Annotated in this window: 15 protein-coding genes, 2 pseudogenes and 1 riboswitch; of the genes and pseudogenes, 8 read left to right on the top strand and 9 right to left on the bottom strand. The window is 63.0% G+C overall.

What is annotated here, in order from left to right:
• Nucleotides 1-56 precede the first annotated feature (56 nt).
• Nucleotides 57-863 carry a DUF1194 domain-containing protein gene (locus NKI79_RS25875; protein ID WP_254816638.1) on the top strand — a complete coding sequence of 269 codons (807 nt, stop codon included), beginning with the start codon at nt 57-59 and terminating at the stop codon, nt 861-863.
• 18 nt (nt 864-881) lie between these two features.
• On the opposite strand, the gene NKI79_RS25870 is transcribed toward NKI79_RS25875, so the two are convergent.
• Both NKI79_RS25870 and NKI79_RS25865 read right to left on the bottom strand, forming a co-directional pair.
• Nucleotides 882-1,907 carry an RNA polymerase subunit sigma-70 gene (locus tag NKI79_RS25870; protein WP_352805582.1) on the bottom strand — a complete coding sequence of 342 codons (1,026 nt, stop codon included), beginning with the start codon at nt 1,905-1,907 and terminating at the stop codon, nt 882-884.
• Nucleotides 1,908-1,949: 42 nt separating this feature from the next.
• Entirely contained in the window at nt 1,950-2,696 is a 747-nt protein-coding gene (locus NKI79_RS25865) for an SDR family NAD(P)-dependent oxidoreductase (protein ID WP_352805579.1), read from the bottom strand.
• Nucleotides 2,697-2,967: 271 nt separating this feature from the next.
• Here NKI79_RS25865 and NKI79_RS25860 point away from each other — a divergent pair.
• Nucleotides 2,968-3,286 (top strand): annotated as a pseudogene (locus NKI79_RS25860) (DUF1330 domain-containing protein).
• A gap of 25 nt (nt 3,287-3,311) precedes the next feature.
• Here NKI79_RS25860 and metW read toward each other — a convergent pair.
• Nucleotides 3,312-3,926, bottom strand: a complete 615-nt coding sequence (gene metW, locus NKI79_RS25855) for a methionine biosynthesis protein MetW (protein WP_254817066.1) — start codon at nt 3,924-3,926, stop codon at nt 3,312-3,314.
• Nucleotides 3,927-4,098: 172 nt separating this feature from the next.
• Nucleotides 4,099-5,268 (bottom strand): homoserine O-acetyltransferase MetX, encoded by a 1,170-nt coding sequence (metX, locus tag NKI79_RS25850; RefSeq protein WP_254816640.1) that lies wholly within the window; start codon nt 5,266-5,268, stop codon nt 4,099-4,101.
• Nucleotides 5,269-5,363: 95 nt separating this feature from the next.
• Nucleotides 5,364-5,441, bottom strand: a riboswitch (SAM riboswitch).
• Nucleotides 5,442-5,579: 138 nt separating this feature from the next.
• On the opposite strand from metX, the gene hisC reads away from it, so the two are divergent.
• Together hisC and NKI79_RS25840 are read left to right on the top strand one after the other, a co-directional pair.
• Entirely contained in the window at nt 5,580-6,689 is a 1,110-nt protein-coding gene (gene hisC, locus NKI79_RS25845; protein WP_352805576.1) for a histidinol-phosphate transaminase, read from the top strand.
• A 6-nt stretch (nt 6,690-6,695) separates the two neighbouring features.
• Nucleotides 6,696-7,631 carry a prephenate/arogenate dehydrogenase family protein gene (locus NKI79_RS25840; protein WP_352805574.1) on the top strand — a complete coding sequence of 312 codons (936 nt, stop codon included), beginning with the start codon at nt 6,696-6,698 and terminating at the stop codon, nt 7,629-7,631.
• 134 nt (nt 7,632-7,765) lie between these two features.
• On the opposite strand, the gene NKI79_RS25835 is transcribed toward NKI79_RS25840, so the two are convergent.
• On the bottom strand, nt 7,766-8,767 hold the full coding sequence (locus NKI79_RS25835) for a DUF2125 domain-containing protein (RefSeq protein WP_352805571.1): 1,002 nt from the start codon (nt 8,765-8,767) through the stop codon (nt 7,766-7,768).
• A gap of 114 nt (nt 8,768-8,881) precedes the next feature.
• Here NKI79_RS25835 and NKI79_RS25830 point away from each other — a divergent pair, with 114 nt between their 5' ends.
• Nucleotides 8,882-9,415 carry a gamma-glutamylcyclotransferase gene (locus NKI79_RS25830; RefSeq protein ID WP_352476264.1) on the top strand — a complete coding sequence of 178 codons (534 nt, stop codon included), beginning with the start codon at nt 8,882-8,884 and terminating at the stop codon, nt 9,413-9,415.
• Nucleotides 9,416-9,461: 46 nt separating this feature from the next.
• Here the strand turns inward: NKI79_RS25830 and NKI79_RS25825 are convergent, their stop codons facing one another.
• Nucleotides 9,462-10,442, bottom strand: a complete 981-nt coding sequence (locus tag NKI79_RS25825; protein ID WP_352805568.1) for a zinc-binding dehydrogenase — start codon at nt 10,440-10,442, stop codon at nt 9,462-9,464.
• Between the two features lie 329 nt (nt 10,443-10,771).
• Between NKI79_RS25825 and NKI79_RS25820 the strand changes: the two genes are divergently transcribed.
• Nucleotides 10,772-11,719 (top strand): aldo/keto reductase, encoded by a 948-nt coding sequence (locus NKI79_RS25820; protein ID WP_352805566.1) that lies wholly within the window; start codon nt 10,772-10,774, stop codon nt 11,717-11,719.
• A 78-nt stretch (nt 11,720-11,797) separates the two neighbouring features.
• Nucleotides 11,798-12,418, top strand: a complete 621-nt coding sequence (locus NKI79_RS25815; protein ID WP_352805564.1) for a LysE family transporter — start codon at nt 11,798-11,800, stop codon at nt 12,416-12,418.
• 28 nt (nt 12,419-12,446) lie between these two features.
• On the opposite strand, the gene NKI79_RS25810 is transcribed toward NKI79_RS25815, so the two are convergent.
• Both NKI79_RS25810 and NKI79_RS25805 read right to left on the bottom strand, forming a co-directional pair.
• Nucleotides 12,447-13,247 carry a lysophospholipid acyltransferase family protein gene (locus NKI79_RS25810; RefSeq protein ID WP_352505091.1) on the bottom strand — a complete coding sequence of 267 codons (801 nt, stop codon included), beginning with the start codon at nt 13,245-13,247 and terminating at the stop codon, nt 12,447-12,449.
• A 106-nt stretch (nt 13,248-13,353) separates the two neighbouring features.
• Nucleotides 13,354-14,261, bottom strand: a pseudogene (locus NKI79_RS25805) (LysR family transcriptional regulator).
• 133 nt (nt 14,262-14,394) lie between these two features.
• On the opposite strand from NKI79_RS25805, the gene NKI79_RS25800 reads away from it, so the two are divergent.
• Complete coding sequence (locus NKI79_RS25800) at nt 14,395-15,015, top strand: pyridoxamine 5'-phosphate oxidase family protein (RefSeq protein WP_352805561.1); 621 nt, start codon at nt 14,395-14,397, stop codon at nt 15,013-15,015.
• Between the two features lie 30 nt (nt 15,016-15,045).
• On the opposite strand, the gene NKI79_RS25795 is transcribed toward NKI79_RS25800, so the two are convergent.
• Nucleotides 15,046-15,807: a YdcF family protein gene (locus NKI79_RS25795; protein ID WP_352805559.1), complete on the bottom strand. Its 762-nt coding sequence runs from the start codon at nt 15,805-15,807 to the stop codon at nt 15,046-15,048.
• Nucleotides 15,808-15,894 lie beyond the last annotated feature (87 nt).

Genomic DNA, 15,894 nt, shown 5'->3' with positions numbered 1-15,894 from the left:
GCGATCGCGGCGAAAAACTGTCGCGATCGTTTCAGATGGGAACGTTCCGATCGGCCATGCTTGACGCTCTCGCCCTGCTCGCCTGCCTTGCCTGCGCCCCCGCAGCACCTGCGGCCGCGCCGGCCAATGCACTTGCCGTCGATGTCGAGCTGGTGCTGGCCGTCGACATCTCGCAGTCGATGGATGAAAGGGAGTTTGCCCTGCAGCGCGCCGGCTATGTCGCGGCGCTGCGCCATCCCGACTTCATCAACGCCGTGCGTGCCGGCACCTCCGGCCGCATCGCCATCGCCTATTTCGAATGGGCCGGCACCATCCGCGACGACGCGGTCATTGCCTGGCAGGTCGTCGACAGCAAGGAGAGCGCCAACGCTTTCGCCGACAAGATCGCGGCCCGCCCGTTCAGGAGCTTTCGCGGCACCTCGATTTCCGGTGCAGTGGCCTTCGGCGCCGAGCTTTTCAACGGCACGGCCTTCGCCGGCAAACGCCGCGTCATCGACGTCTCGGGCGACGGCCCAAACAACACCGGCTTGCCGGTCACAACGGCACGCGATGCGGCGCTGGCGAAGGGCATCGTCATCAACGGACTGCCGATCCTGATCAGCCCGTCACCCACCTTCAGCCATCTCGACCGGTATTATGCCGAATGCGTCACCGGCGGGCCGGGCTCGTTCGTGCTGCCGATCTATGCTGCTTCCGAATTCGCCACCGCCACTCGCCGCAAACTGATCCTCGAGGTCAGCGGCATCGAGTATCCCAAGGTGGATCCGAGGACGATCCGCATCGACGCACCGATCGACTGCCTGCAAGGCGAGCGCGACCGGCGGTTTTTCTCGGACCCGTACTTCCCGGAACTTGACCGATAAGGCTGGCCCAGGGGTAGGTTAGGCTGGTGGCAGGCCGAAGACCGGGAACAGAGATGGCCCGAGCGGCCCTATGAAGATCGTCAAGGAAGCGATCCCGCCCTCGGCTGCGTCGAACACATGCAGGGAATGGGCCCGCCATTCAGGGCCATCGTGGCTGCGGGAATAAACCCCGACCGCCGGCTGGGCATTGGCCCGAGTGGCCAGCGTGCGGAAGCCGCCAAACCTCGGCCAGACGGTCTCGAAAAAACCGCGGATCGCTTCGCGGCCTTGATACCATTCGCGCCAAGGCGGCATTGTGTAGATGGCGTCCTCACGCAGCAGCTCGATCAAGCTGTCGAGATTGGCGGCCTGCCAGGCCTGCATGTAACGTTCGAGCAGCAGGCCTTCTTCAGGGCTGGGTCGTGATCGGCTGGCCGGCCGTCCCTGAGGATAGCGCGCCGCCAGCGTTGCGCGGGCGCGCTGCAACGCGCTGTTGATCGAAGCCGTCGATCCACCCAGCAAACGCGCCGTCTCGACAGCCGACCATCCCAGGACGTCGGCAAGCAGCAGCGCGGCGCGCTGCCTGGGCGGCAGATCCTGGATCGCGGCGACGAAGGCGAGCTGGACGGCCTCGCGGCTCTCGTAACGGGCTTCCGGACCTGGCTCGCTGCCGGCAATGTCTGGAAGCTCGGCGTCGGGGTAGGGCTCCAGCCAGGCGATGTCGGCCACGGGCCCGCCTATGGCCGCCCCGTGCGAGGGCGGCCGTCCGGGTTCCCGGAGAATGCGACGCGCCCTCGACCTCGCCTTGATGGCGTTGAGGCAAGCGTTGGTCGCGATCATGTAGAGCCAACCGCGAACCGAACCCCGCCCGTCGAACTCCGATCTGGCGCGCCAGGCGCGAAGCAACGTGTCCTGGACGAGGTCGTCGGCCTCGTGCAGCGAACCCATCATGCGATAGCAATGCAGCTTGAGCTCGCGGCGATGCGCCGCCGTGACCCTCTCGAAGGCCAGCCGATCGAGGATCGGCTGGGGTGCTGGGTCCAGAGGTGGTTGAGCGTCTGTCATGTGGCTTGTGCGGTTACGAGTGAGCGTTGCATTACGCGCGCCTCAGGCGGCCGAGGCAAGCCCGCTCCCGCTGACCATGAAGGAACTGCCTTGCGGCTGGCCGGTGGCGAGCGCGACCACCGCCCGTCCGACATCGGCCGGCGTTTGCATGTCGGTCATGGCGGCGATGAAGTCCGCCGGCTGGATGCCCATATAGGCAGCGATGCTGTCGACGCCGGCCTTGCCCACGCCGGTTTCCGGCATGATGCGCATCGGCGCGAGCGCCATGAAGCGAAGGCCGAGGCCGAGACGGTCGGCTTCCTTCTGGCTATGACCGGCCAGGAACATCTGCATGCGTTTTGCGCCGGCATAGCCGCCGGTATTGGGTGGCCCGCCGGTCAAGGCCGCGCCACTGGAGATCAGAACGATACGGGTTCCCGGCTTGAGCGGACGCCGCAGAGCGGCCCGGCAAAACAGGAACGATGCCTTGACGTCCGTGTCCCAGTTTGCGGAGAACGCCTTCCAGTTCTGTTCGTGCAGCGGCGCGGAAGGGGCCAGCGCGCCTGCGCAGATTACCAGCACGTCCGGCTCCAGCGCGGCGAAGACCTTATCGGGGGCGGAGTCCACCGTCGCATCGACCGCGAGCGTCTTCACGCTCGAGACCTCCCAGGCAAATCGCGCCAGGGCCTGTTTTCCGCGGGCGACGGCCAGCACCGTAGCTCTCTCCTTGAGGGCGGCCTCCGCGATGGAGCGGCCGACCCCACGGCTGCCTCCGACGACTACAACATTCTGACCTTGCAACGATCCCATGGATCACCTCTCTGTTCCCGGCCGCCGGACCATCCAGGCGCGCTCATCGATAAGGACAGCGCAGGCGTGCGGAAATCATCGGTGCCGGGCGGAAATATTTTTCAGGTGACAGCAGGGCTCGCGCACGGCCCTGTTCGGAGCAGCAACGGCAGAGGCGCGTCGGTTTTGTATTCAGTGTCATTACCTCGGGGGCAATCGACCAGCGTGCAAGGTCTCGGCAAACTGCTCCAATCAAGCCGGTTGTCTGGCTTCGACCACCAGGGAGACAGCCATGACCGCCTACGCCGTCGCGCATATGCGCCAGGTCACGCCGGGGCCGCAGATCGTCGAGTACCTGCACAAGATCGATGCCATGCTGGAGCCGTTTGGCGGGCGCTTCATCGTGCATGGCAGCGAGGTGGAAGTCGTTGAAAACACCTGGCCGGGCCACCTCGTCATGATCGAATTTCCAGACATGCAGCAGGCGCGCATGGTACCGCTCGCCCGCCTATCAGGAGATATTGCCGCTGCGCACCGACAATTCTCAGTCCGACGTGGTCCTGGTCGATGGCGTCCAGCACCCGCACAAGGCCACCGACGTTCTCGAATAAGGGGACGACCTGCGACGATTGGCTCTTATCGTTTCAGCAGAAACACCGCCTGCTGGCCGAAAAAGTTCCAGAACCACCAAGGCATCGAGAAGCCGATCCGCTGGCCATTGGCGTCGAGCGCGGTCGCCTTTTCCACCGTCGCGCCAAGCTCGTCGCACAGATTGACGAAATCGCGAATGGTGCAGAAATGGATGTTGGGGGTGTCATACCACGAATAGGGCAGGTCCTTGGTCACCGGCATGCGGCCGTTAAACAGTAGCGAAAAGCGCACCCGCCAGTGGCCGAAATTTGGGAATGAGACGATGGCGCGGTTGCCGATCCTGAGCAGTTCGTCGAGCACCAATTTCGGATTGCGGGTCGCCTGCAAGGTCTGCGACAAGACGACGAAGTCGAAGCCCTTATCGGGATAGAATTGGAGATCCTTGTCGGCATCGCCCTGGATGACCGACAGGCCGCGCGCCACGCATTCGTTGACGCCGCGCTGCGACAGTTCCAGCCCGCGACCGTCGACCTTCTTGGTCGCCTGCAGCAATTCGAGCAGCAGGCCGTCGCCGGAACCGACGTCCAGCACCCGCGACTGCGGCGGGATGAGATCGGCGACGACCTCGAGGTCGACGCGCTGGGCGCGGTTGACGCTCATGGGCTCGCCTTCTGCCTGGCGCATGATCCTGATCCGAAAAGTCTGCAACTTTTCGGGGTCATGCGCCGATGCCTGGCGCATGATCCTGATCCGAAAAGTCTGCAACTTTTCGGGGTCATGCGCTGATGCCTGGCGCATGATCCTGATCCGAAAAGTCTGCAACTTTTCGGGGTCATGCGCCGAGCCCTCTCGCCCGCGCGGCCGAGGCGATGAAGCCTTTGATGGCGGCGAACAGTTCCGGTTCGTCGAGCAGGAAGGCGTCGTGGCCGCGGTCGGTCTCGATCTCGACGAACGAGACCGAGGCGCCGGCCGCATTCAGCGCGTGCACGACCGAGCGGCTCTCCTCGGTCGGGAACAGCCAATCGCTGGTGAACGAAACCAGGCAGAAGCGCGTCTTGGTGCCGGCGAAGGCATCGGCCAGCCGGCCGCCATGGTCGGCGGCGAGATCGAAATAGTCCATCGCCCGGGTCATGTAGAGATAGGAGTTGGCATCGAAGCGATCGACGAAGGTCATGCCCTGATGGCGCAGATAGCTCTCGATCTGGAAGTCGGCATCGAAGCCGAAGGTCAGCGCTTCGCGGTCCTGCAGGTTGCGGCCGAACTTGCGGTGCAGCGCTGCTTCCGACAGATAGGTGATGTGAGCGGCCATGCGCGCCACCGCCAGCCCCTTTTCCGGCCGCTTGCCATGCTCGAAATATTTGCCGCCATGCCAGTCCGGGTCGGCCATCACTGCCTGCCTGCCGACCTCGTGGAAAGCGATGTTCTGCGAAGAGTGGCGGGCGCCGGTGGCGATCGGCAGCGCCGAGAAGACGCGCTCGGGATAGCTCGAGGCCCATTGCAGCACCTGCATGCCGCCCATCGAGCCGCCCAGCACGCTGAACAGCTGTTCGATACCGAAATGCTCGACCAGCATCAGCTGCGCGCGCACCATGTCGCGGATGGTGATGATCGGCAGGTCGAGCCCGTAGGGCTTGGCGGTGGCGGGATTGGTCGAGGCGGGGCCGGTGGAGCCGAGGCAGCCGCCGATGACGTTGGACGAGATGACGAAGAAACGATCGGTGTCGATGATCTTGCCGGGGCCGATCAGCACTTCCCACCAGCCCGGCTTGCCGGTCACCGGATTGGTGTTGGCGACATGCTGGTCGCCGGTCAGCGCATGGCAGACGAGGATGGCGTTGGAGCGCTCGTCGTTGAGCGTGCCATAGGTCTGGTAGGCGATCTGGAACGGCGACAGCAGCGTGCCGGCGTCGAGCTTGAGCGGCTTGTCGGCGCCGAAACGCAACACCGGGCTCGACGGCTGGTCGGCCTCGTTGTTGGTTTTTCGCGCGCGCAAAGCGACCATCACATCTCCTTGCCCGGCCTTCAGTTGTCCACCGCCGGTCTGGGCAACAACCAGCCAGGGCAACAAAAAACCGGCCATGCCTTCGCAAAGCCGGTTACAAGATGCAAACGGCCCTTTAGCAAGTTGTTTAACGTGGCTGCAAGCCGACCGGCCAAATCACCACGGGACTTTCGCTGCTCTTCTAGGACCGACGCATGGCTTCGTCAACGGCAAGTTCTTGATCCCGAATTGCCGCCCCTCGACATTCCGGGCCACGGCTTGTATTTCCGCTGCGGCCTCCGGATGGAGGCAATCTCGACGGATTTCATGGAATGAGCCAGATACCGGATCAGACACGTCCAAGGCCCCGCGCCGGCATCATGGACATCGAAGCCTATGTGCCCGGCAAGAGCGCGGCGCCTGAAGGTGTCGCCAACGTCCATAAATTGTCGTCGAACGAGAACCCGCTCGGCCCTTCGCCAAAGGCGATAGAGGCCGCGCGCGCGGTCGCCGACAAGCTCGCGGTCTATCCCGACGGCAGCGCCAGGCGCCTGAGGGAAGCGATCGCCGAGGTGCACGGGCTCAACCCGGCGAACATCGTCTGTTCCAACGGCTCCGACGAGATTCTGGGCCTGCTGGCGCAGACCTACCTCGCACCCGGCGACGAAGCGATCATCACCGAACACGGCTTCATGGTCTACAAGATCTACATACAGTCGGCCGGTGCCGTCCCGGTTACGGTCAAGGAGACCGATGAACGCGCCGATGTCGATGCAATCCTTGCCGCGGTGACGCCGCGTACCAGGATCATCTTCCTTGCCAATCCCAACAATCCAACCGGCACCTACGTGCCGTTCCAGGAGGTGCGCCGCCTGCATGCCGGCCTGCCGCGAAACGTGCTTCTGGTGCTGGATGCCGCCTACGCCGAATATGTCCGGCGCAACGACTATGAAGCCGGCGTCGAGTTGGTGGGCAGCGCGGAAAACGTGGTCATGACCCGCACCTTCTCCAAGTTGGGCCTAGGCGGCGCGCGGATCGGCTGGATGTATGCGCCAATGCACGTCATCGACGCGATCAACCGCGTGCGCGGGCCTTTCAACGTCAATGCGACTGCTATCGAGGCCGGTATCGCGGCGATCCGCGACCGCGTCCATATCGAGCGCAGCGTGGCGCATAACGAGACCTGGCTGGCATGGCTGACCGAGCAACTAAGCGGGCTTGGGCTGCGGGTGACACCGAGCGTCGGCAATTTCATCCTTATCCACTTTCCCGAGGACAAAAAGCATTCGGCGGCGGCTGCCGACGACTACCTCAGTGCGCGCGGCTACATATTGCGGCGCGTTTCCGGCTACGGTTTTCCGAACGCGCTGCGCATGAGCATCGGCACCGAAGAGGCCAACCGCGGCGTTGTCGCCGCACTCGCGACATTCCTGAAAAGCTAGAACACCATGACCTCACCGATGTTCGAAAAGATCGCGCTGGTCGGCATCGGCCTGATCGGCTCGTCGCTTGCCCGCGTCATCCGCCGCGAGGGGCTCGCCGGCCAAGTCGCGATTTCGACGCGCAGCGAAGCGACGCTGGCGCGGGCGAGCCTACTCGCCCTCGGCGACGCCTACACGACGGATGCGAAAGAGGCGGTTCGCGATGCCGATCTGGTCGTCGTTTCGGTGCCGGTCGGCTCTTCGGGTATCGTCGCCGCGGAGATCGCGCCGGCGCTGAAGAAGGGCGCCATCCTCACCGATGTCGGCTCGACCAAAGCATCGGTGATCGCGCAGATGCAGCCGCATGTGCCTGATGGCGTGCACTTCATCCCCGGCCATCCTTTGGCCGGCACCGAAAAGTCGGGACCGGATGCCGGTTTTGCCGAACTGTTCGAGAACCGCTGGTGCATCTTCACGCCGCTGCCCGGCACCGATCCCGCGGCACTGGAAAGGCTCTCGGAATTCTGGCGCCGCTGCGGCTCCAACATCGACACGATGGACCCGCAGCATCACGACATGACGCTGGCCATCGTTTCGCATCTGCCGCACATCATCGCTTATAACATCGTCGGTACCGCCGACGATCTGGAGTCGGTGACCAAGTCCGAGGTCATCAAATACTCGGCTTCCGGCTTTCGCGACTTCACCCGTCTCGCCGCGTCCGACCCGACCATGTGGCGTGACGTCTGCCTGCACAACAAGGACGCCATCCTCGAAATGCTGGCGCGATTCTCGGAAGATCTGTCCTCGCTGCAGCGGGCGATCCGCTGGGGCGACGGCGAAAAGCTGTTCGACCTGTTCACCCGCACCCGCGCCGTCCGCCGCTCGATCATCGAGGCCGGCCAGGATATCGACGTACCGGATTTTGGTCGCCAGGCAGTCGAACACCCGCCGAAGGGATAAGCCGCGGCAGGCCGATCGCAGGCCAGACAGGCTTGGAGCGGTTTATCGTTTCACGGAAACGCCGAACCGCTCTGTCTCTTTGTTTTTTGCGCAATTCCGGACGGAAGACCGTTCACACTTTTCCTGGAATTACTCTAGTCGAGCGGCTTGATCTTGCCGAGCGGGATGAAGCCGAGCGAGGCCTTGCCCTTGACGATCTTCAGCGGCATCGACGGCTGGTTGCCGAGCAGCGCCAGTCCGGCAAAGCCGGTTTGGATCTCTTTCTTCTGCTCGGGGATGGCGGTGGCAAGGATTGCCGCCACGGCCTTTGGATCATTGAGCTTGATCGTCAGATCGGCATTTATGAGACCGTCGTCATCGACCGACAGCGGTCCGGAAACGGTGATGCGCGCAGTTCCGGACGACAGATCGAGCTCGTGGATTTCGGCCGCGAGGCCGCGCAGGCTCTTCGAGTTTGCCTTGATCAGCGTCACGCCGTTCTTCAGCGTCACATCGCCGCTGCCATCGAGCGGCGGCAAGACGCGCCCGTCGATGGCCGCCGCGTCGATTTCGAGATCGGTGAAATTGCCGGCATAGTCGATGTCCGGGCCGTTTGGGCGCAATTGCCCGCTGGCAGTTCCGGCGCTGAACAGCGAGACGGGATCGGCATCGTCTGCCGGATCGGTCTGGCCGGACAGGCCTTCTGCCTGCAGCGAGAGGCGTCTCGGCAGCGGCCAGGACAGCTTTATGTCGGCCCGCAGATCATCCCAGTCGATCCACAGCGGGGTCATGCCGGGAACGGAGGTCCTGAGTGGCCCCCTGAGCTCGGCGGCAGGCGACAGAAGCCGCGTGATCTGGGTGGCGGCGTTGATCTTGCCTGTCGATGCCGCGACGTTGCGGCTGTCGTCCTCGTAAGCCAGACTGTCGCAGGAAAGGCTGAAGCTGAAGGGATAGCCGCTGACCGCGAGATTGGCACAGTCGGCCTTGATGCCCTTGTCATCGAGATCGGCGACCGCCTTATCGGTGGCGCTCTCGACCAGATCCGCCAGGTAGAACCAGCCCGCGCTGTAGATGCCGAACAGCACGAGAATGAAAGCGGCAAGCCACAACAGGCGGCGACGCTGGCTGGGCGGCTGGCGCTCGTCACTTGACGTCATGCTGCGGCTTTCGTTAACGCGGGTGGCACGGGCGGGCTGTCGCTTGCGGCAACAACAGGTAGACGGACTGAAACACCACCGGTGGAGTGGTTCGTTACAATCAGGCTTGGCGATATGGGCGATTTTTGGGTTTTTGGCTACGGCTCACTGATCTGGCGGCCGGGATTTGCCCATGTCGAGACGCGGCGTGCCCGCCTGCATGGCTACCGCCGTTCGCTCTGCGTCTACTCTTTCGTGCATCGCGGCACGCGCGAACGGCCGGGCCTGGTGCTCGGACTCGACCGCGGCGGCTCCTGCATCGGGCTGGCGTTCCGGGTCCCAGGCGAGCTGCGCAACGAGGCCATCACCTATCTGCGCGAACGCGAGCTGGTCACCAACGTCTATCTCGAACGTGTGCTCAGCGTTCGCCTCGACAAGAGTGAAACGGATGGGAGCGGGACGGTCGAAGCCATCGCCTATGTCGTGGACCGCAGCCATGAGCAATATGCCGGTGCGCTCGACCCGGCCGAGGCGGCGGCCGTCGTTCGCGGCGCCGTTGGCCAGTCGGGGAGGAATGAGGATTACGTGCTCAGCACGCTGGAGCACCTCGAAGCACTGGGTATAAGCGATCATTGGCTGGAAGACGTGACGAGACGGATCACGACATAGCGCCTTTTATCGCGTTACCATGATGTTTTCGGTGTCGTGACGCGGGCTACATCCTGAAAATCTGTTTACCAAGATCGGCGCGATCCAGGCTGTTTGCCACCGCAAGCTTGAACTCGGTCAGCGCGTGGAGACCGCCGACAGGAACGTGGAAGCCCGGCTGGCCAAAGATGTCGATGATCTCGCGTAGGACAGGCCGGTCGGCTTCGGCCGGTGGTGAAAAGAAATAGCGATAGATATTCGCCCTGATCTCGACACCGCTCAGCAAGACATCGAAATTGTGCAGTTCGAAGCGCTCGGCACTCATTCCGCCATTGATCACCATCTGCCCGCCGAGCGCCAGGGTGCGGATCAATTCGCCGCTGACAGGTCCGCCGACATTGTCGATAATCCCGTTCAATCCGGCGCCGCCGGTGATATCCATCAGCGCTTCCCGGATACTTGCCTTCAAGTCCGAAAGGTCAAGAATGACAGAGGCGCCAAGCGTCTTCAGGTCGAAGCTCTGGTGCGAGCGCCGCACCAGCGCGATGACGTTGATGCCGCGTCGTTGGGCGAACTGCATCACCATTGTTGAAATCGACGAATAGCCGGCCGTGACAGCCAGCCACTGCCCGGGCCGGACACGGGAATCCGTCAGCAGATCCCACGCGGTAATGGGGTTCACCATCTGCCCGGCGCGTTCGACCGGATAGTCCGCAGGCAACGGGATCAGCCATTCGGCGGGAATGGCCGCGTACTCGGCCCAGCTGCCATAATAGCTGAACGCGACAAGCGTGCCCGGTTCCAGCAAGACATTCGCGCCAACGGCTTCGACGATGCCGGCACCGTGGTTTCCCGCGATCTGCCGGGGAAAATGCGGCTTCTTCGGTTCGGGATAGAGGTCCTGGATAAACAGGAAGTCGCCCGGATTGATCGAAGCCGAGACCATCCTGACCAGCACCTCGCCGTCGCCGATGCGCGGAATCGGCAGGTCGTCCATGTAGAGCACGTCGCGCGGCGAACCGATGGCGTCAAATACGATTGCTTTCATGCCGTTCTCCATAACAAATGATCCCATGCCAACAGTCTGGCCCGGCCGACCGCGTTAGCGCGGCGGAACCTACGGTCGGCTGGCAAAATCAGAATTGGCAGATTTGACAATCTATGTGCCAAATTTGCCAGATCGTTTCTTCAGAGGCTGCTGGTTTGGATTCCGGGAACCAGCGCCTTGAGCCGGACACGGCGCGGCGGGTCGCGGCTTTGTGAAGCGCCGGCGGGTTGGCAAAGAGGCTATACGTTTGACGTTGCCACGGCGCGACATAGGTTAGCCCGGTCGGCGGCTCCCATCCGCCCCAGCATGAATCACCATGGAGATCAGTCTTGCAGAAACGTCGTCTCGGTCGCACCGACCTATCCATCGCGCCATTGATTCTGGGCGGCAACGTGTTTGGCTGGACCGCCGATGAGAAAACCTCGTTCGACCTGCTCGATGCCTTCATTGAGGCCGGTTTCAACGCCATCGACACGGCGGATTCCTATTCGCGCTGGATTGCCGGCCACCAGGGCGGCGAATCCGAAGCCATCATCGGCAGATGGATGAAGAGCCGCGGCAACCGCGACAAGGTCGTCGTCATCACCAAGGTCGGCTCGGATATGGGACAGGGCAAGAGGGACCTTTCGGCCGCCTATATCGAAAAGGCCATCGATGCTTCGCTGAAGAGGCTGCAGGTCGACAGCGTCGATCTCTATCTGTCGCATTGGCCCGACCCGGCGACGCCGTATGAGGAAACGCTCGGCGCTTACCAGAAACTGCTCGACAAGGGCAAAATCCGTTATGCCGGCGCTTCCAACCTCGACGCCGCCCAGTTACGCGCCGCACTCGACGTGGCAAGCCTGCGCGGCCTGCCGCGCTACGAGGTGCTGCAGCCGGAGTACAACCTCTACGACCGCTCGTCCTTCGATGGTCCGCTGCGTGACCTCTGCACGGCCGAGGACATCGGCGTCATCACCTATTTCAGCCTCGCCAAGGGATTTTTGAGCGGCAAGTACCGCAGCGAGTCCGACCTCGGCAAAAGCCCGCGCGGTGGCGGTGTGAAAGGCTATCTCAACACGCGCGGCATGCGCATCCTCTCAGCGCTCGATGCCGTGTCGGCCAGACATTCGGCCACGCCGGCGGAAGTGGCGCTTGCCTGGGTGATGGCGCGGCCCGGCGTCACCGCTCCGATCGCCAGCGCGACGACGCTCGACCAGCTCGACAGCCTGATGCGGGCCGCGTCGTTGCAGCTCAGCCCAGACGATATCGCCGAGCTCGACAAGGGCAGCGCATAGCCGCGCACGATCGTTCAAGACCGGCGCCGCTGCCTTGCCCTACCGTCCCTGCATCGTCACAGGATGCAGGGACGTCGCATGGCCGGACAGGGTCTTCTCGATCAGCAGCTATGGCAGCAATTGCTGGCGCTTGTGCTGGCATCGGCCATCGTTATGGGCGGCCCGGGGCCGGCGACGATAAGTGTCACCGCGATCGGCGCCGCGTTCGGCCTGCGCGATTCGCTCCGTTATGCCTCGGGAATCGTTGTCGGCACGGTCCTCGTGCTTTTGGTGGTGGTGACGGGCATCATGGCCGTTCTCACCGCGCTGCCGAAGCTCGCAGCGCTGTTGGCGGTCGCCTCGGCAGCCTACATCCTCTATCTGGCGTTCAAGATAGCGACGGCGCCGCCACTGGCGGCACGCGTCGGTAGGGCACCGCTTCCCACTTTCCTTGGCGGGTTCCTTCTGGCCGTTGCCAATCCGAAAGCCTATGTGGCGATTGCCGCCGTGTTTGCTGGCGCGTCTTCCGGCACCGGCGGTCTTGCTATTTCAGCCAAGCTGGCGGTCCTCGCCTTGATGATCGTTGCCATTCATCTCTTGTGGCTTCTCGCCGGCGCGGCTTTTGCACGTTTGCTGCGCAAACCGCTGGCGTCGCGGATCATCAATCTGGTGTTTGCGGTGACGCTGATTGCAACAGCCGGCCTGGCTGCCTTGCCGTGAACCCTTCTGGCGTTCGCGGCAGGGTGTCTCAGCCTTTCAATTCACGTTTCGCGTCCAGCTCACCAAGCCTTTTCACCGCCGTCGGCGGCATCGGCGGCGGGTTCGGCGTCTGCGACGCCTCGACGAGGAGCTGGTCGCAGGCTGCTTCCGTCTCGCCGATCAGCCGGTGCATGAATTCTTCCTTGCCGAGGCCCGGCGGGATCGGCGGCAGGAAGCGCGCCTTGATCGTACCGGGATAGCGCAGGAATTTGCGGCGCGGCCAATAGAGGCCGGCGACGTGAGCGACGGGCACCACTGGAATGCCAAGTTGCGCATAAAGTTCGACGATGCCGTATTTGTAGACCGGTTCGTCGCCCGGCGCACGGCGCGTGCCCTCGGGATAGATGATGAGCTGGCGCGGATTGCGCGCCAATTCCTGTTTGGTCGCGGCGATAACCATCTTCAATGCCTTCGAGCGGCTGCCGCGATCGACCGGAATCATCCGCATCTTCAAGATGTACCAACCGAAGAACGGGATCCAGGTCAGCTCCCGCTTCAATATGTAAACGGGATCGTCGAGATACGGCAGGAAAGCGATCGTGTCCCAGAAGGACTGATGCTTCGGCGCCAGGATGAAGGAGCCTTCAGGCAGGTTTTCCTGGCCGGTGATCTCACTCCTGGTGCCGGCGACCTTATCGTAGAGCCACATGCTGGTGCGCGACCAGAATTTCGGCACAAACCAGGCGCGATGGCGCGGCGACAGAAAATAATACGGAGTCCAGAGGATCATCTGGACGATCAAGTTGAGGTAGAAGGCGAGATTGAACGCCAGCGAGCGGAAATAGAGCATACAGCAAGTGCCCGGTGAGGAGGTGTGCGTTGGTTACACCAAGCGCCGGCAAAAAGGAAACGCTGCGAGGCGGGCGATCGGCCGCTCTTGCGATGGGCCGTCTTCGTCACATTTGCCACGTCGCCTGCAGCAGGCGCTGTCTCAGGCGCGGGGCGGCGAAATCGAGAAACGCACGCAGTTTCACTGGCAGCAGACCCTGGCCGGCATGCACGAGACTCACCGGCCATGGGTCTGGCTCGAACTCCTGCAACACCGGGCGCAGCGTACCAGACCGGACGGCGGGGGCGATCTGGTAGGAAAGCAGCCTCGTCACGCCGACGCCGGCAATCGCCGCATCGATTGCTGCCTCAGCCGTGTTGACCCGTAACCTGGAGCGGATCGGCACGCTGAATTCAGCCTTGCCGGTGGCGAAGCTCCAACTGGCGGCGGTGAGCCCTTCGAAGGTGATTGCACTGTTCCTGCAAGGTCTTGCGTCGTTTTCGGTGTGCCGTGCTCGGCGAGATAGGCCGGGCTCGCGCAAACGACGCGGCGGATTGAACCCAGGCGGGTGGCGATCAGGCTCGAATCGGCAAGCTCGCCGATGCGGATGGCGAGGTCGATGTGCTCTTCGACCAGTTGGGTTATCCGGTCGGCGAGTGTCAGCCGCACACTTACCTCGGGATAGACGGAGAGGAAGCCGGTGACGACCGGCAGCACATGCAGGCGGCCGAAGACGATCGGCGCAGTGACGATCAGTTCGCCGGTCGGGGCGCTGTATTCGCCGGCGGCCATTCGCTCGGCCTCGCCGATCTCATCGAGAATGCGACGACAGGCGGCGAGATAGGCGTGGCCTGCATCGGTCAGCGACAGCTGCCGTGCCGAGCGGTTCAACAGCCGTGTCTTCAGGTGCTTTTCCAGGTCCGAAACCTTGCGGCTGACCGTCGTCAGCGGAATGCCGAAGCGACGCCCGGCAGCCGAGAGGCTGCCTGTCTCCGCCGCGGCAACGAAAAGCGACATGGATTGGAGGCGATCCATAGCTCTACCGAAAATTTGCTCTTCCGAAAAACGGAAGGATAGGTTGCACATATCGCATCTGCATCTCGAAGACGGAAGGCCCTATTCTCGTAGGCGAACAATGCAGCGCAACTCGGCGCCTAAGGAGATCTTCATGAACGCTCACACCAGCGATGTCGCCTTCACCCCGACGGTGAAGGCGATCCAGGCCCGCAAGGGCTCGCGCCAGGCCTATGTCCGCGTCGAGGAGCGTGGTAGCTGGCAGGCGGCAATCACGCCCGATCTCGCCGCCTTCATCGAGGCGCAGACCAGCGTCTTTCTGTCGACCGCCAATGCGGACGGGCAGCCTTACATCCAGCATCGCGGCGGGCCTGCCGGTTTCCTCAAGGTGCTCGACGAACGGACGATCGGCTTTGCCGATTTTTCCGGCAACAGGCAGTTCATCACCCAGGGCAACCTCAGCGACAACCCACAGGCTTTCCTGTTTCTGATCGATTATGCGCACCGGCAGCGCATCAAGATCTGGGGCAAAGCGCAAGTCGTCGAGGGCGATACCGAGCTGACGGCAAAGCTGATGCCGCAAGACTATAAGGCGCGACCCGAGCAGGTTATCCTGTTTACGGTTTCGGCTTGGGATTCAAATTGTTCGCAGCACATCCCGCAGCGTTTCGAAGCGGCCGACGTGGCGGCGGCGCTGGGCGAACGCGACAAGCGCATCGAACGGCTCGAACAGGAGATCGCACGCTTGCGATCGGATGCAGCAGCCAGGGAATAAGAGCCAGGGGATAAAAAGTGCCGGTGCCGTTCAGCTTCCGCCTGCGGCGTCGGCCAGCGCGACGCTCTCGGTTTGCTTCACCGGCATGATGCCGCGCGCCAGCGCCAGCAGGTATTTGTTATATTCGGTGAACAGCACACGCAGCGCTTCCGGCTTGGTCAGCCAGCCGCCATTCTCGAGGTTGGTGTTGACCACCGGATAGGGCTCGAGCCTTGCGCCGTGCAGCAGCCGGCCCATTTCCAGCAGGCTGCGCGGCATGTGATAATTGTTGGTGACGAGAATGACCGTGCCGTAGGCATGGTCCTCGACCCATTTGGCGCTTTCCTCGGCATTGCCGATCGTGTCGAGCGCAGCGCGGTCGATGTCGACGCAGCATGAAAACAGCCTCTTGTCGCCGCCGGTCGCGGCTTGAAGCTGGCGGCGGCTGGCGGAAGGATGGACGCCGCTGATCAGCAGCCGCTCGCCCTTGCCTGACGCAAGCAGGCCCATAGCAGCGTCGAGTCGCGACTGGCCGCCGGTCAGCACGATGATAGCGTCTGCCCTTGCCGGATTGGCGGGCGTCGTCAGACGGCTGACGGTATTGGCGAACCAGCCGAAGCCGGCAACAAACAACGCCACAAAGGCGAGCAGAAGGAGAGCCGAGAGGCGCAAGGAGCGGGCTGCCAGCAGCCGCCCATGTTTGGCGGATTGATCCGGCTTGGCAAATTCATCAGGCCCGGCGAATTCATGCGGACGCGCAACCAGCACTGGCATGCACCCAGCGGTATCGGTCGAGTCCCGAACGTCCATCATGAAATGGTTAATCCCGAAATACGGCCTTTGGTAGGAAAAAAATGCAATTTTCGTGACGAGGCGTTTTCATCCGTGATCGATCTTTCC

The sequence above is a fragment of the Mesorhizobium sp. M0340 genome, from assembly GCF_040321535.1.
GTDB lineage: Bacteria > Pseudomonadota > Alphaproteobacteria > Rhizobiales > Rhizobiaceae > Mesorhizobium.
Note: the sequence above shows the minus strand (reverse complement) of the source record. Positions and strands in the feature narration are given on the sequence as shown.